This is a genomic window from Streptomyces sp. NPDC058284 (assembly GCF_042881135.1).
Taxonomy (GTDB): domain Bacteria; phylum Actinomycetota; class Actinomycetes; order Streptomycetales; family Streptomycetaceae; genus Streptomyces.
The window spans coordinates 431,814-456,405 of record NZ_JBHVYE010000002.1 but is presented as its reverse complement, the minus strand read 5'-3'; the positions used below and the strand labels follow the sequence as shown (position 1 = coordinate 456,405).

The following is a 24,592-nucleotide window of genomic DNA, read 5'->3' as shown; positions in this document are numbered from 1 at the left end:
GTCGTAGCGACGTCGGCCCGTCAGCCTTTACGGAGGAGGTGAGGGCGGGTTCCTCCTTGACTCATCCTCAGCGCGTAGTTGGGACACCCGGCGGGCGACCGTCAGCGCGTCTCCTGCGATACGGATGATGTAACCCGCACCGACCACACTGAGAAGCTGCCCTACGACGGATAGCGCGATGTTGACACTGTCCGCTGCTGGATCCGGGTTCACCCAGATCGCTAAGGTGCCGACGCTGAACATGATCCCAGCCAGTAGGCCGATCAGCGATCCAATCAGGGTGGTCTGGAGGATTACTTCGACGAGGTAGTCCCGCAGCGCGCCGCGATCTTGGCGCAGCTGACGGGCGAGGTTCTCCGTGCGGGTCACCGTACGGTGTTCCAGCCTGCGGTCCAGGAGCCGGTCCAGCGGACGCTTCCAGAGGTCGACGCCGACGCCAAATACAGCCCCAAGAACGAGACCTCCCCAAAAGAGCTGGTCCATCTCCGGATGGTCGTGGCGGTGCCCCTGCTTGGCAAGCCACGGTTCAGCAATAGTAGTTGAGCCACACGCAGCCCCGCGGCGGAGGAGAGATCCCGTGAGCGGGGCTGAAGCGTGGGCGGCTGTACTTCGTGGGAGTGGACGAACTCTGCTCCCAATGACTCGTAGCTCAGTTGGACAGAGCGCGCGACTACGAATCGCGAGGCCGCAGGTTCAAGCCCTGCCGAGTCAACCATGCGGGTAGCTCCCGCAGGCTCCGCGTTACGGCTGCTCCCCGGAAGCGTGTAGCGGTGTCCGTAGTTCAGCGGCCTAGAACTCTCCCGTGAAGGGGGCGACGCGGGTTCAAATCCCGCCGGACACACCAACTCACCTAGGAGCGCATATGAGCCTCGCTATCTGCTCCCTGAAGTGGGACGCCAGCGTCGCAGGGAAGCAGAAGATCCAGTACGACAAGGACGGCTATCACCTCGTCCGCTTCCCTTACACGACGGCTGGCGAGTCTTAGGACCCGTGGAAGATGCACGATGCGTCACGGGGAGGCTCCAAGGCATCGAAGTACCCCGACGCCCGCTCCGGGCTCATCTGGCCGTCACACGACGGGTGGGGCGTCCTGTCCGCCATGGTGTTCTGGGCGCCAGATGCGAAGGCGCTGGAGTACCGGGCGCGCTTCGTGCGCGACCCGCTGAACTCGTCGACGGGCTATGACGCTACGGCGACGAGTGACAGCACGCCGACGAGGGGCGGTCAGTACCGCTCCTACACGTGGCAGATGTTCGTACGGCGCGGCCGAAGAGCCCTAGGCGCGTCCCTGCCTGTAGTCGACCCATGATTGAGCAGTTGCTTCCATGGCGCCGAGCCACGCCTGATCAGGAAAACGCTTGGCTTGTGTGCGGTACATCCGAAGGTTGGCCCTGGCGAAGGCATCGATTGCGGCAGGATCGGACTTCGACCACACAGCGCACTGGGATACCCGCGACTCTGCACTCTCTACTGTGTGACCGGCCGCAATAAGTTGCAGGGCGAGGCAGGCCGGATCGATGAACGCTGCTCCTCGGGTGGGCCAAGACCAGTCCACCACCCACACATCCCGTTCCCCAATAATGATGTTGCTGGGGTTGATGTCGGTGTGCAGAAGCATGTCCCCCTGGAACAGTTCTGCCTCTTTTGCGTCCGCAGCGAAGTCGTTCCATCGCGTCTCAGGCCAGTCCCGCGCAACAGGGGGAAGCGGAACACCCGCAATGCGGTTGAGGGCGCCGACAATGATCGGGAGGTCGGGGGAGTCCGGTTCGAAGCGAGACGACCGTCCGTCAACGGCACTGAACCCGAGGATGATCCATCCGTCCTCGTCGCCGTCAATGCTCCACAGCAGTCGCGGAGACAGTGGCTGCACGTACGGGTTGATCGCCCGTTCCCGGAGGATAGAGTCCTTCCGCCCTCCGGGAACGTTGAACATGGCCTTGACGAAGAACTGGCCCTGCTCGCTGTCGATGATGGCGGCGAAGTCGGAGCTGAATCCACGATCCGGGACCCGTACGTGAGTGACCTTGCCCGTGAAGGGGTGGATCAGCTCCCTGAAGTGAGCGTCGGGCAGGTCATCCACGCTGGGTCTCCTCGGTTACATCAGTTCTTCGGCTTGCACTCACTAGGCGGCGTACCCGGCCGGCACCCCGAGGAGTTCGGTTCACAGCGGGGGTCACACGGGTTGTTCGGAACGCAGTCAGGGCGGCATGCCTTCGCCTGACCGTCGATTGCGCCATGGATGGAGGCCACGGCCTCGGACAGAGCGGGGCCGCCCAGGATAGAGGCCAACGCGTCGTCGCGGACGTCACCGACACCCATCCAGGTGGAGAAGACGCAAGGCGAAACCTTGCCCGTGGGGTCTATCGAGGCCCTGCCATCACCACATCCCCCGCACAGGTTGGCCGCTTCCGGCTCCTGCCCCTCAGAGGCCCGTCCGAACTCCCGGATGCGGTCCACGCCGATCTTGCTGACGCCCATCGCCTTCAGGTCGAGCTTCGCCGCCTCGATGCGCTGCTCATCGTCTCCGACGATGCCCACTCGGATTGGGACGCCGGCCTTCATAGCCTTGGCGATGTTGGCGCGAGTCCTGGCGTGGCTCGGGCGCCGGGTGACCCTGTTGTGTTCCTCGGCTTTGTCCGAGTAGTACGACGTGGCGAGCGACATGCCCTCGCGCTGGAGGAGGTCCCACCACACGTTGGGTACGTGCACCAAGTTGCTGTAGACCTCTACCTCGATGCCGAGATTCAGCGCGTGTTCCGCTACCTCGACTGCGTGGGGGTGCAGGGTCGGCTCTCCGCCGATGAGAGTGACGCTTCGGAGTCCCAGCTCATGCGCCTGATTCAGAGCGTTGAGCCAGTCGTCACGGGTCATTGCGCCATGGGTGCCATCAGGGCCAGACGAGTTGTAGCAGTGCGTACATGCGAGCTGGCACTTCCGCGTCAGGTCCAGCCACAGGAACTTGATGGCCTGCGGAGGGGTTGATCGGGGAGTCTCGACTACCGATGCAGTCATGCGCTCTCCTTCGAAGTGGGGGTGGAGACCTCTCCCCAGCCGCCGACGGCTGGGGAGAGGCAGATCCCTTGCCCGGACTCGAACCGGGGCCCCGCGCGCGAAGGGGAAACCCTCGCGGTGTATGCGCGCTCTGCCACTGAGCTACAAGGGAAGATCCGCCCATGGAGCCCACTGCACAGGTCCTGAGCGGCGTCTATCGAACTCTGTTATCAGTCGATCAGTATTTCTTGGGCTTCCCGTTCAGGAGCACATTATTGAACATATCGACCCACCAGAAAACCGGCCCGACAAGAGCCCATGAGGTCAGAGCGAGTGCCTTTACTGTTATGCCGGGGGTGTAAGAGTCATCTCCCGTGCTTTGGCGCACTATCCGGTAAAGTTTGTCGAGGGCACGCCGGGGAGTGTTTCCGCTGTACGAAAACCAAGCGTGGCCGAGAAAGTAGTAGATCGTGATTGCCAGCAGCGTTTCGTTGCCCACGAAGGCCTGTATCCTCGTATCGGTTGGATGGTGCACAACGCGCCTGACGGCGCGGAATTGTGGATGCGAAATGTCACGCCGCCCCGAGTGGGCAGAGGGTTCCGTTTTACAGATGGACAGAGCTCTACCTGTGCGCCACAGAGCGGGGCTGGTGAGGGCAGTTGGGATCGTCTCCGCAGATCGGGCACCTTGGTTTCAAGATCTCTCCCTAGGTATGGAGGTCAGGCGTGATGCTGGGCGCCGCTATCGGTGAGTGCCGGCCGTAGGGGGGTACCGGAACTCTCAGGGGAAGCCCCTCCCTGCCGATAGCGGCGCGTGGCCCGCCCCTGCCAGGATTACGCGCCGACAGGGACGGGAGTCTTGAGGTGAACGCTTAGGCCAGCGCGTGGCTGCTCTCGTTCAATTTCCATTCAGTCATGAAGTCGCGCACCATTGGGCGCGCTGACAGCGTGAAGTAGATGTCAACGTCGTAAAGATCAAGGATTCTGTCCGGCCCGCCAGCTTGCACGGTAAACGGCTCACCGGTCCTGAGCGCCGCCATCTGCCTTTCCTGAACCCTCAGGTCTCGCGACCACTCACGGAATACATGTCCGGGGTTCGGGTTACCTGGGTCGGTCGCCCGTAGGGCTCCCCCCGGGAACGGGCAGGTTTCGGGGATGGGGTCGAGGGCGTTGGCCAGACGGATCGCATGCATGCGAAGCCAGCGCACGGCTAAACGGGGCGAACCAGCCTGATAGCCGCCAAGGAACCATTCGCCAGCTGCTTCGGGGCAGCGCGCGACTACTTCGCACCAATAGCCGTCCACGGGTCGGTTCATGACCACTCCCCCGGCACGACGCGGTATGGGGCACTGGACATGAGCCGGTACGTGAGGTGCTCACGGTTGGCGTTCCGGTGGTCGGCAGTCCAAACGGCTGCCGTCTTCGCCGCTTCGCACTCCGCCTTCGTCTGAGCGTCCGGGCTCGCTTCCTTCTCAGCGCCCACCGTGGGCCCAGAGTCGCCGCACACGGCGCATTGCATTGCGTATGTTCGGGGCTCCGCGTCGGGTTCGGTGTCCGCCTCAACGTGGAAGCGCCGGAAGCCGTACCGCTCTCCCATTACAGCCGCCTCAGCGTCTCAAGGTGTTGTTCGATCTCTGCCCCCAACCTCGCCACCCGGTCAGCCAACAATTCATCTGTCGTCGGCGCGTGGTCCTGGTCGTTGTCGGCGTCCGGTTTGGGACCGGGCGGGAAGTGGGGCCCGCCAGACTTCACGTCCAACACTCCTCCGTACCATTCCGTGGGGCTGATCTCGTACGGGCCCAAGGTGGGCTTCTCGGGCGTTGCCGCGCCCACAACAGTCACCCCAACGAGCCGAACGTGCGCCGCCGTTCGATGCCAGCGCGAGCCTGTTCGCGTAGCTCAAGCAGAGCCTTGCTCGCCGCCCCCGCAAGGTCACGCTGCCCGGATGGCGGGTATGTCAGCTGGCAATTGGGGTCGGAGCAGGTACAGGGGCCGGGGTCTGCCGACGGTATCCGGGCCGGGTCGGCGCTCACTCGTCCGTCTCCCCTTTGCGGGGGAGGCAACTGCGGCTGTAGTCCTGACTCAACGTCGCGAGGCGCGTCGCGGGTTGGATCGACATGGCCCGTTCGCGGAGGCCATGCAGGGGCTAGTCGCCAGAATCCGCCTGCCTGCACAAGGGCGACCAGTTCCGCCACAACGCAGGCTGCGGGAGGGAGTTTTGGGGCGTGGCCCCCCTCTGCGACGTCCACCGGACGTACCTGCTCGGGGACTGCGTCCCACTCAATTCCGCCGCAGACAGGGCGCAGTGCCCAGTACGGGCCGGCGACTCCGCGGAACTCTCCAACTCGGTCTCGGCTGGTGTCCACCATGAGCGTGCCGACGTCGGGAACGCGGTCGGTCTTGTTTGTGGGAACGTTCTGCGCAGACATCGCCGCTCCTCTCCGTAGTGCTTCCGCTACTCGGATGCTTCAGCGTGGCCTACAGTCAGACGGTCTTCAACTTGCGTGATTTGAACGAAGAGTTGGGCGGGAGCCATTGAACCGAAAAGAGCTGGACGCGAGCGCGTCACCCGTAGCGGCGTTCGGAGAGCGTCTGCGCAGGTTGCGGGACGAACGGGGTTGGACGCAGGACGAGCTAGGCGCACGCATGGGCTTCTCGGGGACACACATTTCCGCCGTTGAAACTGGCCGCCGCTCCCCAACTCCGCGCTTCTCAGCAAGTGCTGACAAGGCGTTTGGCACAGGCGACCGGTTCGAGCGACAGGGGCGGGCCGTACGGGACACCGCGCTACTAGAGGGGTTCCCTGAGTACATCGGCTACGAGCGACATGCGGCAGAGATTCGGCTGTACGAAGTAGGCGTGATCCCTGGCCTGCTACAGACACCGGACTACGCCGAGACCCTTGCCACCAGCGCAGTCAAACGAGGGGCGATCACTGACGACCAGGCGCACGAGCGGGTCTCGCTCATTGCAGAGCGACAGGATGCGCTCACCAGGACACCGCCGCCGCTGATTTTGGTTGTGCTCGACGAAAGCTGTCTCCGTCGCCCCATCGGAGACTCCGCGACCATGGCCGCACAGTTGGCGGGACTGGTGGAGTTCGCCGAGCTGCCGCACACCGTGCTACAGGTCGCGCCGTTCGCCATGGGGGCACGGCGTCCATTCGATCTCCCGATCACCGTGCTGACGCTGCCTGACCGCTCCCTCATGTCCTACGCAGAGTCCGCCCAACGGGGCCACCTGGAACGGGAAAGCACATTCGTGCTGCCGACGCTTACGGCCTACCATCAGTTGCAGGCCGAAGCGCTCTCGCAGGCGGCTTCCGTGGCCATGATCGAACAGCTTCGAAAGGGCACCTCGTGACGACCGACAACCCGCAGTGGTTCACGTCCTCGTACAGCAACAACGGCGGCCAGTGCATCGAGGTCGCCACGAACCTTGTCGCTTCTCGCGGCATGGTTCCCGTCCGTGACTCCAAGAACCCGACCGGCCCGGTACTGGACTTCCCCGCCGATACGTTCGCTTCCTTCGTGATGAGCGTTAAGAGTGGAGAGTTCGGGACCATCTGAGTAGAGCGCAGAGTTCAAGGCAGCCCCATCATGCTCAGGCATGGTGGGGCTTCGCTGCGCCATCGCACGCCACGGAGGAGGCCTCCGCCACGAATAAGAGGCCCGGACACTTTCTCTGTCCGGGCCTCTCTCGCGCCTAGCCGAGGGAGAGCGCGAGTCTCTCCTCAAGGCGGCGCCGGGGGGGCTTTCTCAACCGGCTTCGGCTTGGGGCGCCTTCGTGGCCGACGCGCAGCGCTAAGACTGCCCGGGCCCTGCACAGAGGGCACGGGCCGCGGGCCCCCGGCACTGCCGGGGGCTTTGTCTTGCCGGTGATGTTCAGCGCCACCAGTAGGGGTCTTGTCGTCCCTGCGTGTGAAGCCCCGTCCGCCCTTCAAGCTCTGGGAACGGAAGAGGCTCTTGCCCGCCTGTACGTACTACACTTAACCTGTCTTCCTGTTCAGCAAGACGCTCTATCCGAACTGGGGCCAGGACCACCGCGCCCGGGCGATCCCGGCCGCCGGATTCTTCCAGGGGCAGGACGTCGTGGTGCTCCAGGAGGCGTTCGACAACTCCTCGTCCGACGCGCTGAAGGCCGCCGCGGCGGACCGCTACCCGCACCAGACGCCCGTGATGGGCCGCGGCAAGGACGGCTGGGACGCCACCGGCGGCGCGTACTCCTCGGCGACGCCCGAGGACGGCGGCGTGACGGTCCTGAGCAAGTGGCCGATCGTGCGCAAGGAGCAGTACGTCTACAAGGACGCGTGCGGCTCCGACTCGTACTCCAACAAGGGCTTCGTCTATGCCGTGTTGGACGTGAACGGCACCAGGACGCACGTCGTCGGCACGCACACCCAGTCCACCGACTCCGGGTGCGGCACCGGCGAGGCCGCGGCCACCCGCGCCCGGCAGTTCAAGGAGATGGACGCCTTCCTGGACGCCAAGAACATCCCGGCGGGCGAACAGGTCATCGTGGCGGGGGACTTCAACGTCGACTCGCACAGCTCCGAGTACGCCTCGATGCTCGCCGACGGGGGCCTCGCCCCCGCCGACGCCCGCACCGGCCACCCGTACTCCTTCGACACGAAGGACAACTCGATCGCCGCCGAGCGCTACCCGGACGACCCCCGCGAGGACCTCGACTTCGTCCTCCACCGCAAGGGCCACGCCCGCCCCGCCACCTGGCGGAACGACGTGGTCAAGGAGCGGAGCGCGCCCTGGACGGTCTCCAGCTGGGGCAAGAAGTACACGTACACGAACCTGTCGGACCACTACCCGGTGGTGGCCGGGAACTGACCGGGAGCGGCCGGGCGCGCTACTTGTGCCAGGGTCCCGTCACCGCGAACGTCGTGCCGGGCGTGTAGCAGTTCACGTACATCGTGTCGTGGTCCGGCGAGAAGGTGACGCCCGCGAACTCGCCCCACTCGGGCTGCTCCGGGGTGCCGATGTTCTGCCGGCCGCGGGCCATCGCGTAGACCTCGCCCTGGCGAGTGAGGCCGAACACGTACTGGGCGCCGCCGCCGTCCTCGCAGACCATCAGGCCGCCGGTGGGCGCGAGGCAGATGTTGTCGGGTGACTCGCCGGGCAGCTGGATGTCGGTGCTCGGGCCGAAGACGATCACGAGGGTGAGGCGGCGCCGGGACGGGTCGTACCGCCAGATCTGGCCGTAGTGATCGCCCGCGGAGCCGGCCGCGCTGTGGGCGAAGGACGACACGAAGTAGACGGACGAGCCGCCCCAGTAGCAGCCCTCCAGCTTCTGCGCGTGCGTGATGCCCTTCTTGCCGAAGTCCTGGAAGCGGATGGCGGTCCGGGCGGCGAGCGGGTCCGGCACGTCGACCCACTCGATGCCGTCGAAGTGCGCGCCCGTCTCGGTGACGGCCGACAGGTCGGGCACGCCGGGCACCCGCATCGCCTGCAGCGTGCCGCCCGCGCGCAGCGAACCGCGGCCGCCCAGGGGCTTCTTGGGCAGGAAGCGGTAGAAGAGGCCGAAGGGCTTGTCGAAGGCGTCCTCGGTCTCGTAGACGATGCCGCGCCGGGGGTCGACGGCGATCGCCTCGTGCTGGAAGCGGCCCATCGCGGTCAGCGGCACCGCGCCGGTGCGGTGCGGATCCACCGGGTCGACCTCGAAGATGAAGCCGTGGTCCTTGGTGTAGCCGTTCGTGCCTGCCTTGTCCTCGGTCTCCTCGCAGGTCAGCCAGGTGCCCCAAGGGGTGGGCCCGCCCGCGCAGTTGACGGCGGTCCCGGCGATCGCGACGCGCTCGGCGCGGACGTTGTTCCGCCGGTCGAGGGACAGCGCCGTACAGCCGCCCTTGCCCATCGGGTCGTACGTGAGCCCCTTGACGGTCGGTACGGCGATCTTGCCGGTGACGCGGTTCTCGTGGTTGCGCACGAGGTGGACGCCGCCGTCCTTGCCCGGGAAGGCGGCCATGCCGTCGTGGTTGCTCGGCACCTTGCCCTCACCCGAACGGAGGTCGTCGCCCTCCCGTGAGAGCACCCGGTAGCGGAAACCTTTCGGCAGATCGAGCAGACCCTTGGGGTCGGGTACGAGAGGGCCGTAGCCGGCCTTCCCGTGCGCGGCGGCGGTGCCCGCGAAGAGTTCCGACAGAGCGCCGGTGAAGGCGATCCCCGCGCCCAGCGCACCGGTGCGGGCGAGAACCTGACGTCGAGTGGCAGACATGATGGGCGACCTCCTGCTGGCGGACAGGAATGTGACCGGATGTGTGTACCACGCGCCTTGGTGCACGGGAACCACGCGCGTAGCTTCCGTTTCGTGCGTCGCGTCGCGGCCCCACTGAGCGGTCGGGGGCCACGGGCTACTCGCCCACGAGCCCCTTGGCGTCCCGTGCGAGCGCCGTGAGCCGCGAAATGGCGCGGAAGTACTTCTTCCGGTATCCGCCGTTCAGCATGTCCTCGCTGAAGAGCCGGTCGAAGGGCACGCCGGAGGCGAGCACCGGTACCTCTCGGTCGTACAGCCGGTCGGCGAGCACCACAAGACGCAGCGCGGTCGACTGGTCGGGCACGGGCGTCACATCGGTGAGGCAGACGGCGGTGAGCTCGTCGGTCAGCGCGCCGTACCGGCTCGGGTGGACCTTGGCCAGATGGGTGAGCAGGTGCGGGAAGTCGTCGAGCGAGGCGCCCTCGGTCGCGTACGCCGCCTTGGTGACCTGCTCCTCCGAATACGGAGCCGGAGCCTCCGGAAGACCGCGGTGGCGGTAGTCCTCGCCGTCGATCCGCAACGCCTTGAAGTGGGACGACAGGCCCTGGATCTCGCGCATGAAGTCCGTGGCCGCGAACCGGCCCTCACCGAGCTTGCCGGGCAGCGTGTTCGAGGTCGCGGCGAGCGCCACGCCCTGCTCGACGAGCTTGCTGAGCAGGGACGACACCAGCACCGTGTCGCCCGGGTCGTCCAGTTCGAATTCGTCGATGCAGAGCAGCCGGTGGTCGCCGAGGGTGCGCACGGTCTGCTGGAAGCCGAGCGCGCCGACCAGGTTCGTGAGCTCGACGAAGGTGCCGAACGCCTTCTGCCCGGGCGCGGCGGGCGCCGCGTGCCAGAGGGAGGCGAGGAGGTGGGTCTTGCCGACGCCGTAGCCGCCGTCGAGGTAGATGCCGCGCGGGCCCGCCGGGGCGGCGGCCTTCTTCTTAAACCACCGCTTCTTGCCCGACCCGGAGGCGTGCGCCCCGCCGAGCCCCGCCGCGAAGGCGCCGAGGACGCGGACGGCCTCGGTCTGGCTCGGCTGGTTCGGGTCCGGAATGTACGTGTCGAAGCGCACCGAGTCGAAGCGCGGCGGCGGCACCATCTCGGCGACCAGGCGGTCGGCGGGGACATGGGGCTCACGGGCGCACAGGGAGAGCGGGGCCACTTCGGCTATGTGGCCGTGCTGGGGCGCGGAGGTGGAGGACGACACGGTTACCCAGCTTAGAGCCTGTGTCATGTCCCCGGGCGTGCCGGGCGGCGCCCACCCGGCCGGAGATGCGACACAGGCTCTTGAGGGGCATGCGAGACTGCGGATATGCGACGCCTGTTCCCTGTGACCGACCAGACAGCCGACGTCACCGACCGGGCGGCCGACGTCACCGACCGGGCGGCCCACGGGCCGGACATCCGCGCGGCCGACCGCGAGTGGAGCCTCGACGAGCTGGCGGACGCCTACCGCTACCCCGCGGGGGAGGCCACCTGGCTGCGCGCCAACATGGTCTCCACGCTCGACGGCGCCGCCCACCACGACGGCCGCTCCCACCCGATCTCTGGCGACACCGACATGCGGATCTTCGGCACGCTGCGGGCCCTCGCCGACGCCGTGATCGTGGGCGCCGAGACGGTCCGCAAGGAGGGCTACCGCCCCGCGAAGGCGCGTACGGCGTTCGAGCGGCACAGGGCCGCGGCCGGACAGTCACCGGCGCCCGCCATCGTGGTCGTCAGCGCGGGCCTCGACCTGGACTTCTCGCTCCCGCTCTTCACCGCGCCCCTGACGCCCACGCTCCTGGTCACCGGGGCCGCCGCGCCCGCCGACCGCATCGACGCGGCGGAGAAGGCGGGCGCCGTCGTGGTGCTCGCCGGGGAGGGCGCGACGGTGGAGCCGGAGCGGGTGGCCCCGGCCCTCGCCGAGCGGGGGCTGACCCGGCTGCTCACGGAGGGCGGGCCCCGGCTCCTGGGCCAGTTCGTGGCCGCCGGGGCGCTGGACGAGCTCTGCCTGACGGTGTCGCCGATGCTCACGGCGGGGGACGCGCAGCGGATCGCGGGCGGGTCCGCGCTCGCGGTACCGGAGCGGTTCGTCCTGACATCCGTCCTGGAAGAGGCCGGGTTTCTCTTCACTCGGTACCGCCGCCCCTGACAAAAAGCGGAGTCGGCCGTTCCGTTTGTCTTCGGCCGGGCACACTAGATCTCGCAGTCCCCGTGCGGTCACGGGGCAGGATGGTTTCCGCACGGGCCTTTCAGCACGGCCCACGGATGAGAAGGGCGCCTGGCGTGTTCACAAGCGTATTGATGATCGAGAAGGCCCTGACGTCCGCCGACGTTGAATTCGTCACCACTTTGCACGGGGACGAGCCGGTCGCCTTCCACGTGCTGCTCCAGCCCAGGGGCGACCAGGCGGACCGCCTCCTGCGGGCCATCGACGACGTCGCCCTGGGCGAGCTGGACGAGGCGGCGCGCGAGGGCGAGACCCCTGAGGGGGCGGAAGCGGCGGGCCCCGGCGAGCGGGCGCTGCAGGTCTCCCTCACGGCACTGCGCGCGGCGGGCTGCGCGGCACAGGGGCGGCTCATCGAGAATCACCCACTGGACGCACTCAAGACGCTGGTCGGCGAGGCCGACGCCGACGAGGTGATCGTCCTGACCGACCCGCACTACGTGGAGGAGTTCTTCCACCGGGACTGGGCCTCGCGGGCGCGCCACAAGGTGGGCGTGCCGGTCCTGAAGCTGTTCTCGCACAGCCTGGCGGACGAGGCGTAGGCACGGCGCCGGGTGCCTCGGGCCTCGCGCGTCGCGGGAGGCAATAGGCTGGGGCCCGCTCACTCGTCGTAACACCAGGGGAGACACACGCATGGCACCCGGCCTGCCCCAGTCCATGGCCGACATGGACCGACCGCACTTCATCGGCATCGGCGGCGCCGGCATGTCGGGCATCGCGAAGATCCTGGCCCAGCGCGGTGCCAAGGTCGCGGGCAGCGACGCCCGGGAGTCCGCCACGGCCCAGGCGCTGCGCGCGCTCGGCGCCACGGTCCACATCGGCCACGACGCCGCGCACCTCGCCACCGACGCGACCTGCGTCGTCGTCTCCTCGGCGATCCGCGCCGACAACCCCGAGCTGGCCCGCGCCACCGAACTCGGCATCCCCGTCGTGCACCGCTCGGACGCCCTGGCCGCCCTGATGGAGGGGCTGCGTCCGATCGCGGTCGCGGGTACGCACGGCAAGACGACCACGACGTCGATGCTGGCCGTCACCCTCTCCACCCTCGGCCTCGGCCCGTCGTACGCGATCGGCGGCGACCTGGACGCGCCCGGCACGAACGCGCTGCACGGCGAGGGCGACATCTTCGTCGCCGAGGCCGACGAAAGCGACCGCAGCTTCCACAAGTACACGCCCGAGGTCGCCATCGTCCTCAACGTCGAGCTCGACCACCACGCCAACTACGCGTCGATGGACGAGATCTACGAATCCTTCGAGATCTTCGCGGGCAAGGTCGTGCCCGGCGGCACGCTGGTCATCTCCGCCGACCAGCCGGGCGCCGTGGAGCTGACGAGGCGCCTGCGGGACCTGGGCGAGCTGAAGATCGTCACGTACGGCGAGGCCGAAGGCGCCGACCTGCGCATCCACAAGATCACGGCACGCGGCCTGACCAGCGAGGTCACGGTCGTCCTCGACGGCAAGTTCCTCACCTTCCAGGTCTCGGTGCCCGGCCGCCACTACGCGAACAACGCGGTCGCCGCCCTCGCCGCGGGCATCGCGCTCGGCATCCCCTCCCGGAACCTGGCCGGCGCCCTGAAGTCGTACACCGGCGTCAAGCGCCGCCTCCAGCTCAAGGGCGAGGCGGCCGGTGTCCAGGTCATCGACTCCTACGCGCACCACCCGACCGAGATGACGGCCGACCTGGAGGCGATGCGCTCCGCCGCGGGCGACGCGCGCATCCTGGTCCTCTTCCAGCCGCACCTCTTCTCGCGCACCCAGGAGCTCGGCACCGAGATGGGCCAGGCGCTGGCCCTCGCCGACTCCTCCGTGGTCCTGGACATCTACCCGGCCCGCGAGGACCCGATCCCCGGCATCACCAGCACCCTGATCATCGACGCCGCCCGCGAGGCAGGCGCCGCGGTGACGGCGGCGCCCGACAAGGCGGCGGCGGTGCGCGAGATCGCGGGAATGGCCCGGACCGGTGATCTCGTTCTCACCATGGGAGCGGGCGACGTCACGGACCTCGGCCCGCAGATCCTGGCCGAGCTGTCGAAGCAGTAGACCGAAGTTGAGGGGATTCCACCCATGTCGTACGACGTCGAGAAGCCGGACGAGCAGTGGCGGGCCGAACTGACCCCTTCGGAGTACGCGGTGCTGCGCCAGGCCGGCACGGAGCCGGCCTTCGTGGGTGAGTACACGGACACCAAGACCAAGGGCGTCTACTCCTGCCGCGCCTGCGGCGCGGAGCTGTTCACCTCGCAGGAGAAGTTCGAGTCCCACTGCGGCTGGCCGAGCTTCTACGACCCCAAGGACACGGACGCGGTCGAACTGATCCAGGACACCTCGCACGGCATGGTCCGCACCGAGGTGCGCTGCGCCCGCTGCGGCTCGCACCTGGGCCACGTCTTCGAGGGCGAGGGCTACCCGACGCCAACGGACCAGCGGTACTGCATCAACAGCATTTCGTTGCGGTTGGCGGCGGAGGACTGAGCCTCCGGCGGGCGGCCTACGTGGGCACGGCGGCGGGGTCGCCGTCGCCGTGCCGAATCGCCGTCAAGCGCGGATGGTTCCCTGGTGGGGAGCCGAGGCCTGAGTGGTGTTCTTCGGGGTCATCTTCCCCGTGCCGGAGCCGACCAGGCTCGGCATGCAAATCAATATCCCCACGGCAATGGCTGCGTGCATGACGGTGGAGAGTGACGGGACGTTCTTTCTGGGTCCCGGTACCTTCTTGCTCGGCATCTGTGCTGTTTCTCCAAAAAGTGCAAGGCGGTCGGACGAAGTGGTTCCACGTCCCGTCGGGATATTGGCCCAGCGGTAAAGGGCGGCGCAAGCCCGCGGAAGAACTTCTTGATCCGCCCCCTGAGGGGCGCCTGATCTGGTAGAGCGAGAGCCTTTACGGAAGCCGTTCCCGGCCAGCATCCGGAACAGTAGATTCCGACTTGACCTCGGCGAGGCTCATCCGCGCTCGAACCGCCTCGTCCGCAGCTCCCGACCGCTCCGCCGAGGCCACCGCCGCGGTGAGGTGGGCGGCCGCGGAGGCCGATTGCCCCAACTGGTGCTCGGCCGCCCCAAGGCCGTGCAGGGCCTGGGCCTCTTCGTGCGTGGCGCCGATGCTCCTGGCCAGCTCCAGGGCGCGCGTGTGATGCTCGGCCGCTTCGCGGAAGCGGGCCGCCGTGTACAGGGCGCTCCCCATTCCGTGGAGAGTGATCGAGGCATTTCTGCGGTCGCCGAGGCGGTGGAACGAAGTGAGTGAATCCCGGTAAATGTCGAGCATGTCATCGAGTTCCGTCGACGCATTCATCGTGTTGGCCAAATTGACCTGAGCCATGGCGTGCTCCGCCGCGGTGCCGGATACCGCGAGTAACTTCCGGGCTTCCTGCAGTAGATTTCGCGCCTGTTCTCTCTCTTCGGTGTGCAGGTGAAGGTCCGCGAGATTGTTGAGCACATGCGCTTCTTCGTGAGTGTCGCCCACCGCGCGGAATCTCGTGAGTGCGGATCGAAAGTGCTCGTGGGCGACTTTGAAGTTCCCGAGATAGAGGTGCGTGATCCCCAGGTTGTTCTCGGATCGTGCGATCTGCCAGGAATCACCTGCGCGCGTGCGCAGCGCCAGGGTGTCCTCCTGGTCGGCGCGCGCCTTTGCCAGCCTGCCGAGGTTCCACCGCAGCACGCCCCGCGCGTGCAGTACTTCGGCCACCGTCGTGTCGTCGATGGTCCGGGCCGTCCGCAGTGCTTGCCCGAGTGTGGACAGGGCTTGGTCGTGGTGGCCGCTGCGGGACAGCGCGGTGCTCTGTTCGATCAGCGCGTACACCTCGGCCTCCGGGTCGCCCTGGGCCCGCCAGTGCGCCGCGGCCGCGAGGTGCATGCCCTGGGTGTGGGCCGAGTACCTCTCCTCGTGGAGGAAGCCCGCCAGCGAACCGGCGAGGAGCGCCGCCTCGTGCGGCCGCCCGTGGGTCCGGCAGTGGCGCTCCGCCGCGATGAGCCCGGAGCACTCGGCGGCCAACCAGCGCCGGGCGTCGGCCGGGCTGTTCCATGCGGGCATCCGGTGCGCGGAAAGGCGGCGGGAATGGATCGCTCTCGGGCGGCGAGGGGCGATCAACCGGTCCGCCGCGTCGGATGCCTGTACGTAGAAATCGATCAACCGGTGGAGTGCTTGATTCCGTTCGACGGATTCCAGTTCGGAGGACGCCAGCATGCGCGAATATTCACCGAGGAGATCATGAGTGGTGTACCGCTCGGGCTCCGGTTCCTGGATGAGGTGGGCGTCCAGGAGGCCTTCTAGGACACGTTCGGTACGGTCGAGCGGCAGATCCACAAGAGCGGCCGTCGTGAATGCGTCATAATCAGGGCCGAGTTGCAGGCCGAGGATGCGGAATACCGCTCTCTCCTCGACGCTGAGAGTGCGGTAGGAGACCTCGAATGCCCGGGCTATCTCCTGGGTGCCGTCCCTGATCTCCCGTAGTCTGCCGTGTCCGTGAGTGAGCCGGCGCAGGAGATGGCCGGCCGTCCAGGAGGGACGGGACCCCAGGCGCCGGGCAGCGATTTCGACCGCCAGGGGCAGTCGGCCGCAGAGCTGGACGATCGCCGTGACCTCGTGGCTCCGTGCGCGGCAGGGCTCGCCGACCAGGTCCAGGAAGAGGGCGACGGCATCTTCCTGGGGGAGCACATCGAGCAGGACCGGTCGGACACCGGGTAGCCCGGAGAGCCGACGGCGGCTGGTGACGATCATCAGGGAAGGGGAGGGGCCGGGCAGGAGCGGACGCAGGTGGTCGGGATCGGCCACATCGTCCAGGACGATGACGGCACGACGGTGGCTGAGCAGCGTGCGCCAGAGACCGACGAGGTCGTCGAGCTCGTCGGGCAGGTCCCCCGGCGGCACTCCGAGCATCCGCAGCAACGAGGTCAGGGCGGCCCGGGTGGTGAGGGGCGCCCGGCCGGGTGAGTGGGCGCGCAGGTCCAGGTGGAGCTGACCATCGGGGAAATGCGGTCCCAGGCTGCGGGCCGCGTGCAGGGCCAGCAGCGTCTTGCCGACCCCGGCCATCCCGGAGATGGCCTGCAGTGCGATCACGGTGCCGGTCGACCGGCCGGCGGCCCGCGTTATTGCGGCCAACTCGTCCTGGCGGCCCACGAGGTCGGCGTGCCGGGGCAAAGTGTGGGGAGCGGCGGCCTGCGGGGTGCGGTGGGGCAGTAGTTCCCTCAGAGGCGCACCGTTCAGAATGAGGCGGTGCAGGCGTGTGAGGGGCTCGCCCGGGTCGGTGCCGAGGTGTTCGCCGAGGTGGCGGCGGACGGTTTCGTACACGCGAAGGGCCTCGGCCTGTCGTCCGCAGCCGTACGTCGCGGTCATGAGCTGTGCGGCCAGCGTCTCGTCGCCGGGGTACTGGTCGAACAGCGCGGCCACCTCCGGCACGAGTTCGGCGAAGTGCCTTCTGCGGAGTTCGATCCGGAACCGGGTCAGGTGCGCCGCCAGCTGCTTCTGCGACAGGGTCGCCCGGATGCTTTCCACCCACAGGCCGCTCAGCCCGGCCAGTGGCTCGCCGCGCCACAGGGCGGCCGCTTCCCGCAAGAGGTCCAGGGCTGCACCGTCGTCGGAGCGGTCGGAGAGGGAGCGGGCGCGTGCGGTCAGTTGGTCGAACCGATGGCAGTCCACTTGTTCCGGACCGACGTCGAGCAGATACGTGTGGGCCCGCTGGATGAGCAGATCGCTGCTGCCGGCCGTCCGCAGGCGGCGGCGGAGCCGGGCCGCGTACGTATGCAGGCCCGCGCGCGGTTTGGCGGGCGGGGCCTCCTCCCACAGGCGGTGGATCAGGGTGTCCAGGGAGACGGGACGGCCCGCGTCGAGGGAGAGGGCCGCGAGCAGGAGGCGCTCCTTTGCGGAACCGAGGAGATCGATATGCCCGTCACGTTCCAGCGCAACGGTTCCCAGGACACGAATTCCGATCTCCACCAGTGCCCCCGTCCGCCGGTCGGCCCGTGTTGTGAATAGGCGTCAAAGAATCGCATGAGGTCAATATCGTTCAAATAGTGGCGCTAGATGGTTCATGTCATTGGCTTGTTTTGGCGTAACTGGTCTCCATGTCGAGCTATTCGGTCTGACGGGAACAGCGGGAGGGTAGGACCCAGTCACTCGCGACACGTGGCGTGAGCCGTGGGACTCGGGAAAGGACGGCGCGATGGACCAGGTGACGGCCCTGGAGCTGCAGGCCGCCCTGGTGCTGGCGGCCGCTCGCCCGAGAGCGGCACGCGCCCTCCTGGTCACCGTGCACGCCTGGGGGGACGCGGTGGCGGCCGAACTGGTCGATGCATGGGCGACGCCGCAGCCGGACGCCGACAGCGCAGAGCTGATCGGACGCCTCGCCGTCGCCCTGGCCGAACAGGCGGCAACCCGGCCGCGGCTGGCCCGGGAGCTGAGGTACTGGCTCGACGGAACACCGTCCCGTACTCCGGCCGAGGCCGCCAATTCCATCGGCGGCACCGCGCAGGTGCAGGGCTCCGTCGTCCAGGCACACGGCATCCACGGCGGGGTGCACATCCACTCCACGCCACGGGCGCGCGTCGTACCCCGCCAATTGCCGCCCGTGCCCGCCCACTTCACCAACCGCGAACGGGAGCTGGCCGCGCTCGATCACACGTTGCGGGTCTCGCCGGGAGAACCGGTGATCGCGGTCATCAGCGGCGCCGCCGGTGTCGGCAAGACCACACTGGCGCGCCGTTGGCTGCTCGGGCTGGTCGACGACTTCCCCGACGGACAGCTGTACGCCGATCTACGAGGGCACTCCGACCGTTCCCCCGCGCGTCCCGGCGAGCTGCTCGGGCAGTTCTTGCGGGCCATCGGAGAGGAACGGGTTCCCGCGGACCTCGGGGAACAGGCCGCCCTGTGGCGATCGGCCACGGCCGGCGGGCGGATCGCTCTGTTGCTGGACAACGCGCTCAGCGCGGCCCAGGTCCGCCCGCTGCTGCCCGGTAGCGCCAGGGCGCTGACAGCGGTGACGAGCCGAGGGCGCCTGAGCGGTCTGGGTATGGACGGCGCGACCTTTCACCCGCTGGGGGTCCTCGCCACTCACGACGCGGTGGAACTGATCCGCAGGCGGATCGGCCGGGACCGGGTCTCCCGTGAACCCGAGGCCGCGCTGAAGGTCGCACGGGCCTGCGCGGGGCTGCCTCTCGCGGTGTGCGTCGCCGCGGCCCATGTGGCGGCGCGGCCCCGGCAACCGCTGGCGGCGATGGCGGGAGCGCTGGGCGGCAGGGGCCGCGGTGCCCTGGACGCGCTGCGGGTGGAAGGAGAGTACGCCGTACGCGGCGCCCTCGACACGTCGTACCGCCTGCTCCCGACCGAACAGGCACGCGGCTACCGCAGGCTTGGCCTCGCCCCGGTTGCCCTGCTCGGTGCCGAGACCGCGGCGGAGGCCTGCTCGCTGCGAAGGGAGGATGCGGACCGGCTCCTCGACGAGCTGGCCGAGGTCAATCTCCTGGAGGACCTGGGTCCCGACCCACGCACCGGTACCGGACGGTTCCGCTTCCACGACCTGGTGCGGGCCCATGCGGCACAGCTCGCCGTCGAGCGGGACGGGCCCGCCGACGCCGAGGCGGCGGTACGGCGCGTGATCGACTACTACCTGTCCGCCGCGACCGAGGCCGAGACTCTGCTGACGCCGAGCCACCGCATCCTGGCCCGGCGCTACGCCCATCCCCCCACCCAGCGCCCGCCGTTCCAGGACGCACCCGGCGCGCTCCACTGGCTCGACACCGAAAGGGACCATCTGATGGCCGCGTTGCGTGCCGCGGTGGAGCACGGATGGGACGACACGGCGTGGATGCTCGCCGATGCGATGTTCCCGCTCTTCCTTCGCCTGCGCCCGTACGACCTGTGGATCGAGGCACATGAGACAGGTCTCGAAGCGGCTCGTCGCACAGGTGACAAAGAAGCCGAGGGGCAGATGCTGACCTCAGGTGGCGCCGGGCTGCGCAACGCGGGGCGGCACGACGAGGCGATCGGCTGGTTCGGCCGGGCGCTGGACGTGGCACGGGAGCGGGTGGCCTCGCTGGAGAGCGGTGGCGCCACCCCTGTGGCAGGCCCCGTGGACCGGCAGGCGCTGTCCGCCGCCCGCCGTGCCGAGGCGCAGGCCCTGCACGGCCTGGGGCAGTCACATCGGCTGGCCGGACGGCTGGCAGAGGCCACCGGCTACTTCCGGCTGGCCCTGCCGCTCCGCGAAGCGATCGGTTACCGGCGCGGCGCCGCCCTGACCAGGATCTGCCTGGGAGACGTGGCGCTGGCCGACGGGCGCCCGCACGAGGCACTGCCCCACCTGACCGCGGCCCGGGCGGACCTCCTGGCCGAGGACGACCCCTACGACGCCGCCCGCGCCCTGGCCTTCCTCGGGCAGGCCGCCCTTCGCTGCGCCGGCGACGACGCGTCCGCCGTGGTGGCCGCGGAGACCCAACTGACGGAAGCCCTGGCGGAGTTCGAGGCCACCGGCTCCCTGCACTGGCAGGCCCGCGTCCTGGAGTTCCTCGGTGAGGCGGCCGAGGAGCGGCGCGAGCCGGAGCGGGCCAGGAGCTGGTATGCCCGGTCCCTGGCCCTTTACCGGGCCGCCGGAGCACCGGACGCGCGGCGGCTCGAGGAGCGGCTGAGGGGCACGGGATGAGGCCGTGAGCGGGCGCGGTACCACCAGCCGCCCTCTGCCCGGCGCACCACGACCAAGACGCATCCCGGATAACGCTGCAGGGCCCGAACGGCCAGCGACGCCGCTGCTCGGCGCGGGCGCGGGAGGTCCGCGTACAGCACGTCGGCGCACTGCCGCCATGTCTCGCCGGTTCGCCGTCCGGTGGCCGGGCAGGGCCGCAGGCAGTCGAGGCAGACGATCACCGGTCCGTCGGAAAGAATGAGCGCGCTCATGCCGGAACCTCCTCACCGGCGGACGCCGCGCCAGGCAGGCCCACCGGAACCGGCAGCGACGGCAACGACGCTTCGTAGGCGGGCTCGCCGAGACCGAGCAACCGGTACATCAACTTTCGCGCGTTGCGAGCGAACCGGCCCGGCTCGGATGAGATGCGTCGCCCGATCCGCTCGTATTCCTCGGTGGGACACTCCGTACGCGCATAGGCGAGCTGCTCGGCCAACGGGTGCACGGGCGACAGGGAGGGCGCGGTCCTGGCCAGCTCGGCCGCGGGTGAATCGGGGTTGATGTCCGTGACCGGGAAACGGGCCAGCAAGAGGGTCGCGGGAGTGAGCGTGGCGTACAGCGTGACCGAACCGTGGTCGCCGATCACCCAGTCCGCGGCGATCAGCGGCACGCGCCAGTCGGTGTCCGGCGGCAGCACGACGATGCCCCGCCGCTGGGCGACGGCAAGCCAGGACCGCACCTGCCAGTCCCCGTGGCCGGACCAGACGTTGGGGTGCACCAGGATCGCCACCAGGTGGCGGGCGGGGTCGAGTTCGGTCAGGAGGCGGGGCAGGAGGGCGTCCAGGCCGTTGAACGACGAGCCGGGGCCCCAGGTCGAGGAGACGAGGACCAGGCGTTGCCCGGGGCGCAGGCCCAGCGCCGTGCGGTAGCGCCCGCGCAGCGGCAGGCTCGCCACGAGCCGGTCGTGACAGGCGTCCCCGACCACCTCGCTGACGGGCAGGGCCTCCGGGCAGGTGCGGGCCAGGGTGGCCAGCTCCTCGCGGTGGGCGAGTGCCAGGGCTTTCGGCACCACCTTCCCGTGCCGGGTCAGGTACTGCCGCCCCAGTTCGCCGACGGTGCGGGGTGCTCCCGGGTCACGGTGGTCCGCGAGTCGGGACAGCTTGATGTGTCCTGCGCCGTGCGGAATGCGCAGCAACGGCCCGCGCAGCCGGTGGACGCCCTGGGAGCCGGCCGCGAGGACGAGGTCGAACTCCATGCGCAGCGCGGCCTCCCACGGCAGCACCGTGTTGCCCAGTGTGCGCAGGACGCGCTCCACCCCGGCGTTGAAGGCGTGCGGGGCGACGGTGAAGTGGGTCTGGATGCGTAGGTCCGACTCCAGCAGCGGGAGCAGCTCCCGCAGCCGGCTGCCGTACACCTCGGTGTGCACGACGACGAGAACGCGCTTGCAGTGGGGCAGGGTCCGCCACTGCGAGGCGTCCCCGGATCCGGAGCCGACTCCGGATCCGGGTAACGCCGCTGTCGCGACGCTTCTGTTGTGAACCGCCATTGTTCCCCCCGGTGTTGTGGTCTCCTGTCGGGTGACGTGCTTCGGGTCGGGGGTGCCCCGGAGCACGGGCGGAAAGCTTGCGGGATCCTTGCAGGAGCGGTCTGCGCCGGACGGGTTCAGCGCGTCAGAACGTCAGCTTCCAGCTGTTGATGTAGCCCGAGTCCTGCGCCGCCACATCCTGCACTCGCAGCTGCCAGGCGCCGTTCGCCGGCTCGCTGGAGGCGTTGACCGTGTACGTCGCGACGACGTTGTCCGCCGAGTCGTTGCCGCTCGAGTTCTTCAGGCGGTACGCGGTGCCGTCGGGGGCCAGCAGGTCGATGACCACGTCGCCGCGCCAGGTGTGGCGGATGTCGACGTCGACCTTGAGGGTCGCGGGGGCGTTGCCGGTGCGGCCAGTGACGTTGACCGTCGAGGTCACCGCGGGGCCGTTGTCCGGGATGGCGACGTCCGTGGTGTTCTCGTACGTGTCGCCGGGCGGGACGGGCGTGTCCCCCGCGAGGTTCCAGATCGCGTAGGCGATGGCGTCGCTGTTGCGGTCCAGGGCCGTGTCGTTGATGTTCGACGACGTGTCGCAGGACGAGTGGTAGCAGCGGTCGAAGGCCTGGCCCGCCGTGCCGCCCCACTTCTGGGCCTGCGCACTGGACTTGGTGCGCTCGGCGCCGCTGAAGAGCCCGCCGACCGGGATGCCCGCGCTGTCGAACGGGGCGTGGTCGGAGCGCCCGTCGCCCTCGGTCTCGATCTCGGTCGGGACGTTCAGGCCCGCGTAGTAGTCCTTGAACGTCTTCTCGATCGTGGGGTCGTCGTCGTAGACGAAGTAGCCCGGGTTCGGGGAGGCGATCATGTCGAAGTTCAGATAGCCGTTGATCTTCGAACGGTCGGTGGACGGCAGGTTGTTGACGTAGTAGCGCGAGCCGACCATGCCCAGCTCCTCGGCGCCCCACCAGGCGAACCGCAGGTGCTTCGTGGGCTTCAGCTGGGCGCGGGAGACGGCGAGCGCGGTCTCCAGGATGCCTGCCGAACCCGAGCCGTTGTCGTTGATGCCGGGGCCGGCGGAGACGCTGTCGAGGTGGGCGCCCGACATCAAAACCTTGGTCTCGTCGCCGCCCGGCCAGTCCGCTATCAGGTTGTAGCCGGTGGCGCCGCTGGACGTGAACTGCTGGATGCGGGTGGTGAATCCGGCCGCGTCCAGCTTGCCCTTCACATAGTCGAGGGAGGCCTTGTAGCCGGGGCGACCGTGGGCGCGGTTGCCGCCGTTGGCCGAGGCTATGGACTGCAACTGGGAGAGGTGCGCCTTGACGTTGGCGAGGGGGATGTCGGGCGCCGCCAGGGTGGGCGAAGGGCGGGCGGCGGAGGAGGAGGCGGGGGAGGCTAGGGCCGTGGGCGCGGTCGTGGCGAGGAGGCCGGCCGCGGCGAGCACGGCCACGCCGGCGCCGGCCCGTCTGAGGGTGCGGGGCAGGGCGGGTCTGGAGAGATTCATGTGGGGCTCCGGATTCCGGACAGTGGGAGGTTCGGAACGTGCGAGGCGCCCTGCGACGCGGGTGCCGCGGGGCGCCTTTGGAGCTGTGCGTTGCCTGATGTTGAGGGCGGGACGACCCGCCGTCAAGAGGGGGAACCGGTCCCCTTGCGGTCCACCGCGTCCGGATAGCGGACGACCCGCCCGCGCCCCCGGCCGCGTCAGAAGAAGACCCCGCACCTCAGAAGCACATTCGCGTACGGCCGGGCCTCGCCGGTGCGGACCACCAGGCGGGATTCCTTCGAGCGCCGCTTGAGCTCCTCGTGCGGCACGAGGCCGAGCAGGGGCAGGCTCTCCCGCAGCAGCCGCGCCGCCGCCGGGTTGGCCTCCCGCACCTCGTGCGCCGCCGTGCCGCCCTCCACCACGAGCTCGTCGAGCAGGCCGTCGAGGACCTCCGCGAACGAGGGGACCCCGGCGCGGAACGCCAGGTCGACCACGCGCGGCCCGGCCGGTACGGGCATGCCGGCATCGCAGACGAGCACCGTGTCACCGTGCCCCAACTCGGCGAGCGCGCCCGCCAGATGACGGTTGAGGATGCCCGACTTCTTCACGGCGCCGGAACCTCGGGGACGGTCGCCGCGAGCTCCGAGGCCGTTGGGTACGAGTCCTGCGCCCCCTTACGGGTGACCGCGGCCGAACCGACCCGCACCGCGTACGCCGCCGCCGTCGCCAGGTCCTCACCGAGACCCAGGCGCCAGCCGAGCGCCGCGGTGAAGGCGTCGCCCGCCCCGGTCGTGTCCACCGCGTCGACCTTCGGGCTCGGGACCCGTACGACATCGGTGCCGTCCGCCGTGAGCGCCCCCTGCGCGCCAAGCGTGATCACCACGGAACGCGGGCCGAGCGCGAGCAGTCCGCGCGCCCACTCCTCGGGGGCGTCGCCCGCGTCCTCGCCGAGGACGACGTGCGCCTCGTGCTCGTTCACCACCAGCGGGTCGCACGAGGCGAGGACCTCGGCGGGCAGCGGGGCCGGCGGCGAGGGGTTCAGGACGAAGCGGCTTCCCGGCCGCAGCGTGCGGACGACCTCGGCGACCGTGTCCAGGGGGATCTCCAACTGGCTGGAGACCACCCGGGCCGCCGCGAGCAGGCTGCCCGCCGCCCGGATGTCCTGGGGGGTCAGGCGCGCGTTGGCGCCGGGCGAGACGACGATGCTGTTGTCGCCGGACGGGTCGACCGTGATCAGCGCGACGCCGGTGGGCGCGCCGCCCACCAGGACGCCGACGGTGTCCACACCCGCGGCGCGCTGCGCGTCCAGGAGGAGCCTGCCGTGGGCGTCGTCGCCGACCCGGGCGAGGAGCGCGGTGCGGGCGCCGAGGCGGGCGGCGGCGACGGCCTGGTTCCCGCCCTTGCCGCCGGGGTGGACGGCCAGGTCGGAGCCGAGGACCGTCTCGCCGGGCGCGGGGCGGCGCTCCACGCCGACCACCAGATCGGCGTTGGCGGAGCCCACGACCAGCAGCTCGTAGTCGTCGTTCATGGGTGCTTGTTCCTGCTTTCGT

General features: G+C 69.1%; 19 protein-coding genes, 3 tRNA genes and 3 pseudogenes. 11 read left to right on the top strand and 14 right to left on the bottom strand.

The genetic code is table 11. From position 1 onward, the window contains the following. Positions 1-27 precede the first annotated feature (27 nt). Positions 28-483, bottom strand: a complete 456-nt coding sequence (locus tag ACFVYR_RS05245) for a hypothetical protein (RefSeq protein ID WP_384248607.1) — start codon at positions 481-483, stop codon at positions 28-30. A gap of 155 nt (positions 484-638) precedes the next feature. On the opposite strand from ACFVYR_RS05245, the gene ACFVYR_RS05240 reads away from it, so the two are divergent. From ACFVYR_RS05240 to ACFVYR_RS05230, 3 genes and pseudogenes are all read left to right on the top strand, one after another. After that, positions 639-715, top strand: a tRNA-Arg gene (locus tag ACFVYR_RS05240). A 55-nt stretch (positions 716-770) separates the two neighbouring features. Continuing rightward, positions 771-844: transfer RNA gene (locus ACFVYR_RS05235), tRNA-Ser, on the top strand. 18 nt (positions 845-862) lie between these two features. Further along, positions 863-1,267: pseudogene (locus ACFVYR_RS05230) on the top strand (hypothetical protein); the annotation flags it as partial. Between the two features lie 9 nt (positions 1,268-1,276). On the opposite strand, the gene ACFVYR_RS05225 reads toward ACFVYR_RS05230, so the two are convergent. The 6 genes and pseudogenes from ACFVYR_RS05225 to ACFVYR_RS05200 form a co-directional block, all read right to left on the bottom strand. Then, positions 1,277-2,080: a protein kinase gene (locus ACFVYR_RS05225; protein WP_384248606.1), complete on the bottom strand. Its 804-nt coding sequence runs from the start codon at positions 2,078-2,080 to the stop codon at positions 1,277-1,279. A 20-nt stretch (positions 2,081-2,100) separates the two neighbouring features. Beyond that, positions 2,101-3,012, bottom strand: coding sequence for a radical SAM/SPASM domain-containing protein (locus ACFVYR_RS05220; protein WP_384248604.1), 912 nt, complete (start codon positions 3,010-3,012; stop codon positions 2,101-2,103). A gap of 63 nt (positions 3,013-3,075) precedes the next feature. Further along, a tRNA-OTHER gene (locus ACFVYR_RS05215) sits at positions 3,076-3,163 on the bottom strand. A 66-nt stretch (positions 3,164-3,229) separates the two neighbouring features. Then, entirely contained in the window at positions 3,230-3,490 is a 261-nt protein-coding gene (locus ACFVYR_RS05210) for a hypothetical protein (RefSeq protein ID WP_384248603.1), read from the bottom strand. Positions 3,491-3,863: 373 nt separating this feature from the next. Next, positions 3,864-4,307, bottom strand: a complete 444-nt coding sequence (locus ACFVYR_RS05205) for a hypothetical protein (protein WP_384248601.1) — start codon at positions 4,305-4,307, stop codon at positions 3,864-3,866. A gap of 918 nt (positions 4,308-5,225) precedes the next feature. Beyond that, positions 5,226-5,420: pseudogene (locus ACFVYR_RS05200) on the bottom strand (hypothetical protein); the annotation flags it as partial. 106 nt (positions 5,421-5,526) lie between these two features. Between ACFVYR_RS05200 and ACFVYR_RS05195 the strand changes: the two are divergent. From ACFVYR_RS05195 to sph, 3 genes and pseudogenes are all read left to right on the top strand, one after another. After that, a complete protein-coding gene (locus ACFVYR_RS05195) occupies positions 5,527-6,354 on the top strand; it encodes a helix-turn-helix transcriptional regulator (protein WP_384248599.1) in 828 nt (275 codons plus the stop codon). After that, positions 6,351-6,560: a DUF397 domain-containing protein gene (locus tag ACFVYR_RS05190; RefSeq protein WP_384248598.1), complete on the top strand. Its 210-nt coding sequence runs from the start codon at positions 6,351-6,353 to the stop codon at positions 6,558-6,560. The genes ACFVYR_RS05195 and ACFVYR_RS05190 overlap by 4 nt, the downstream gene beginning before the upstream one ends. A gap of 311 nt (positions 6,561-6,871) precedes the next feature. Further along, positions 6,872-7,832 (top strand): annotated as a pseudogene (sph, locus tag ACFVYR_RS05185) (sphingomyelin phosphodiesterase). Between the two features lie 19 nt (positions 7,833-7,851). On the opposite strand, the gene ACFVYR_RS05180 reads toward sph, so the two are convergent. Together ACFVYR_RS05180 and zapE are read right to left on the bottom strand one after the other, a co-directional pair. Continuing rightward, positions 7,852-9,213, bottom strand: coding sequence for a PhoX family protein (locus ACFVYR_RS05180; protein WP_384248597.1), 1,362 nt, complete (start codon positions 9,211-9,213; stop codon positions 7,852-7,854). A 136-nt stretch (positions 9,214-9,349) separates the two neighbouring features. Further along, entirely contained in the window at positions 9,350-10,441 is a 1,092-nt protein-coding gene (gene zapE / locus ACFVYR_RS05175; protein WP_384248595.1) for a cell division protein ZapE, read from the bottom strand. A gap of 105 nt (positions 10,442-10,546) precedes the next feature. On the opposite strand from zapE, the gene ACFVYR_RS05170 reads away from it, so the two are divergent. The 4 genes from ACFVYR_RS05170 to msrB all read left to right on the top strand — a co-directional run bounded on the left by ACFVYR_RS05170 (position 10,547) and on the right by msrB (position 13,912). Next, the gene (locus tag ACFVYR_RS05170) at positions 10,547-11,368 is read left to right on the top strand and encodes a pyrimidine reductase family protein (protein ID WP_384248593.1); all 822 of its coding nucleotides are present in this window, start codon (positions 10,547-10,549) and stop codon (positions 11,366-11,368) included. A 152-nt stretch (positions 11,369-11,520) separates the two neighbouring features. Then, positions 11,521-11,985, top strand: a complete 465-nt coding sequence (locus tag ACFVYR_RS05165; protein ID WP_384248727.1) for an indole-3-glycerol phosphate synthase — start codon at positions 11,521-11,523, stop codon at positions 11,983-11,985. Positions 11,986-12,076: 91 nt separating this feature from the next. Then, a complete protein-coding gene (gene murC / locus ACFVYR_RS05160; RefSeq protein WP_384248591.1) occupies positions 12,077-13,483 on the top strand; it encodes a UDP-N-acetylmuramate--L-alanine ligase in 1,407 nt (468 codons plus the stop codon). A 24-nt stretch (positions 13,484-13,507) separates the two neighbouring features. After that, positions 13,508-13,912: a peptide-methionine (R)-S-oxide reductase MsrB gene (gene msrB, locus ACFVYR_RS05155; RefSeq protein ID WP_384248589.1), complete on the top strand. Its 405-nt coding sequence runs from the start codon at positions 13,508-13,510 to the stop codon at positions 13,910-13,912. A gap of 403 nt (positions 13,913-14,315) precedes the next feature. Here the strand turns inward: msrB and ACFVYR_RS05150 are convergent, their stop codons facing one another. Beyond that, a complete protein-coding gene (locus ACFVYR_RS05150; protein ID WP_384248587.1) occupies positions 14,316-17,363 on the bottom strand; it encodes a BTAD domain-containing putative transcriptional regulator in 3,048 nt (1,015 codons plus the stop codon). Between the two features lie 226 nt (positions 17,364-17,589). Here ACFVYR_RS05150 and ACFVYR_RS05145 point away from each other — a divergent pair, with 226 nt between their 5' ends. After that, a complete protein-coding gene (locus tag ACFVYR_RS05145; RefSeq protein WP_384248585.1) occupies positions 17,590-20,061 on the top strand; it encodes an ATP-binding protein in 2,472 nt (823 codons plus the stop codon). A gap of 247 nt (positions 20,062-20,308) precedes the next feature. Here the strand turns inward: ACFVYR_RS05145 and ACFVYR_RS05140 are convergent, their stop codons facing one another. The 4 genes from ACFVYR_RS05140 to ACFVYR_RS05125 form a co-directional block, all read right to left on the bottom strand. Then, the gene (locus ACFVYR_RS05140; RefSeq protein WP_384248583.1) at positions 20,309-21,586 is read right to left on the bottom strand and encodes a hypothetical protein; all 1,278 of its coding nucleotides are present in this window, start codon (positions 21,584-21,586) and stop codon (positions 20,309-20,311) included. A 124-nt stretch (positions 21,587-21,710) separates the two neighbouring features. After that, positions 21,711-23,063: a M28 family metallopeptidase gene (locus tag ACFVYR_RS05135; protein WP_384248581.1), complete on the bottom strand. Its 1,353-nt coding sequence runs from the start codon at positions 23,061-23,063 to the stop codon at positions 21,711-21,713. A 197-nt stretch (positions 23,064-23,260) separates the two neighbouring features. Continuing rightward, positions 23,261-23,650, bottom strand: a complete 390-nt coding sequence (gene rbsD, locus ACFVYR_RS05130) for a D-ribose pyranase (RefSeq protein WP_384248579.1) — start codon at positions 23,648-23,650, stop codon at positions 23,261-23,263. Beyond that, positions 23,647-24,570: a ribokinase gene (locus ACFVYR_RS05125; protein WP_384248577.1), complete on the bottom strand. Its 924-nt coding sequence runs from the start codon at positions 24,568-24,570 to the stop codon at positions 23,647-23,649. The genes rbsD and ACFVYR_RS05125 overlap by 4 nt, the downstream gene beginning before the upstream one ends. Positions 24,571-24,592 lie beyond the last annotated feature (22 nt).

Bases quoted from the DNA above. Each gene is read 5' to 3' on its own strand.
- ACFVYR_RS05245 (WP_384248607.1), bottom strand. From the start codon at position 483: ATGGACCAGCTCTTTTGGGGAGGTCTCGTTCTTGGGGCTGTATTTGGC.
- ACFVYR_RS05220 (WP_384248604.1), bottom strand. From the start codon at position 3,012: ATGACTGCATCGGTAGTCGAGACTCCCCGATCAACCCCTCCGCAGGCC.
- ACFVYR_RS05205 (WP_384248601.1), bottom strand. From the start codon at position 4,307: ATGAACCGACCCGTGGACGGCTATTGGTGCGAAGTAGTCGCGCGCTGC.
- ACFVYR_RS05180 (WP_384248597.1), bottom strand. From the start codon at position 9,213: ATGTCTGCCACTCGACGTCAGGTTCTCGCCCGCACCGGTGCGCTGGGC.
- ACFVYR_RS05170 (WP_384248593.1), top strand. From the start codon at position 10,547: ATGCGACGCCTGTTCCCTGTGACCGACCAGACAGCCGACGTCACCGAC.
- ACFVYR_RS05165 (WP_384248727.1), top strand. From the start codon at position 11,521: ATGATCGAGAAGGCCCTGACGTCCGCCGACGTTGAATTCGTCACCACT.
- murC (WP_384248591.1), top strand. From the start codon at position 12,077: ATGGCACCCGGCCTGCCCCAGTCCATGGCCGACATGGACCGACCGCAC.
- msrB (WP_384248589.1), top strand. From the start codon at position 13,508: ATGTCGTACGACGTCGAGAAGCCGGACGAGCAGTGGCGGGCCGAACTG.
- ACFVYR_RS05145 (WP_384248585.1), top strand. From the start codon at position 17,590: ATGGACCAGGTGACGGCCCTGGAGCTGCAGGCCGCCCTGGTGCTGGCG.
- ACFVYR_RS05140 (WP_384248583.1), bottom strand. From the start codon at position 21,586: ATGGCGGTTCACAACAGAAGCGTCGCGACAGCGGCGTTACCCGGATCC.
- ACFVYR_RS05135 (WP_384248581.1), bottom strand. From the start codon at position 23,063: ATGAATCTCTCCAGACCCGCCCTGCCCCGCACCCTCAGACGGGCCGGC.
- ACFVYR_RS05125 (WP_384248577.1), bottom strand. From the start codon at position 24,570: ATGAACGACGACTACGAGCTGCTGGTCGTGGGCTCCGCCAACGCCGAT.